The organism is Pseudomonas sp. NFPP02 (assembly GCF_900119355.1).
Classification (GTDB): Bacteria; Pseudomonadota; Gammaproteobacteria; order Pseudomonadales; family Pseudomonadaceae; genus Aquipseudomonas; species Aquipseudomonas paracarnis.
Map to the genome: position 1 here is coordinate 1 of NZ_FPJI01000002.1, position 1,202 is coordinate 1,202.

Consider the following 1,202-nt stretch of genomic DNA (forward strand, 5'->3'; position numbering starts at 1 on the left):
GTCAGAACTACATCGACCTTGTCGATGGTGTCGTTGACCGTGGTGGTCGCGCCGTTGCCTGCCACTTCGAGTTTTTCGAAGTTGCCGCCAGTGGTCTCGGCGATCTGAACGGTCTGAGTGCTCTTATCGATGAATACATCATCGGTAGGCGCAGGGACGGTGACGGTGCCAACAGTTTCGCCAGCCTTGATGGTGATCGACGAACCGTTATCCAACTTCAGCGTGACGTCAGTGCCCGCTTTGTTGGAAAGCGTGGCGGTGTAAGTGATCTCGCCACCCTCATTCGCCTCGGTCGGAGCCGTCAGTGTCACGGTAGTGGTGTTATCGGTGCCCGGCGTATCGGTAACGGTCGTGTTAACTGGGGTAGTACCTGGAACCAGATTTTCAAAATGCTCGCCGCCGGTCACACCCTTGATAGCAGCGGTGACGGTCTGATCGCCTTTATAAATATCGTCTGGCGCCACGGTGGTAACGGTGCCGCTGGATTGGTTAACACCGATAGTAATGGTCTGACCGTTATCCAAAGTGACGGTCAACGGGTTAGTGATGTTAGTCACCGGCGCGCCGTTTTTATCCACAAGGCTAGCGGTGTAGACGATGTTGCCGCCTTCGCCAACGGTGGTGGTAGCGGTCAGAACCACATCAACTTTGTCGATGGTGTCGTTGATCGTGGTGGTCGCGCCGTTACCTGCAACTTCCAGTTTTTCGAAGTTACCGCCGGTGGTTTCGGTGATCTTGACCGTTTGGGTGCTTTTGTCGATGAACACGTCATCGGTAGGGGCGGGCACGGTCACGGTGCCAACGGTTTCGCCAGCTTTGATGGTGATCGACGAACCGTTATCCAACTTCAACGTGACATCAGTGCCCGCTTTATTGGAAAGCGTGGCGGTATACGTCACCTGACCACCTTCGTTCGCCTCGGTTGGGGCTGTCAGCGTCACAGTGGTGGTATCGATCGAATCGGTAATGGTGGTAACCGCTGGCGTGGTGCTCGGCACCAGGCTTTCGAAATTGCCGCCAGTCGCGCCCGTAATCGTCGTACTGACGGTGCTGCCGTTGACGTAGACGTCATTAGCCGGCGTATCAACGACAATGCTGCCTGTCGACTCACCCGCTTTGATGGTGATCACCGAGCCATTGCTCAAGGTGACATTCACAGGCGTCTGCGCCGGGTTGGTCAAGGTGGCGGTGTAGGTGATCTG

At 56.0% G+C, this 1,202-nt stretch carries 1 protein-coding gene; it reads right to left on the reverse strand.

The annotated features are described in order from the left end of the window. Nucleotides 1–1,202 (reverse strand): immunoglobulin-like domain-containing protein (locus BT204_RS03450; RefSeq protein WP_345769704.1); only part of this gene is annotated, 1,202 nt, incomplete at both ends.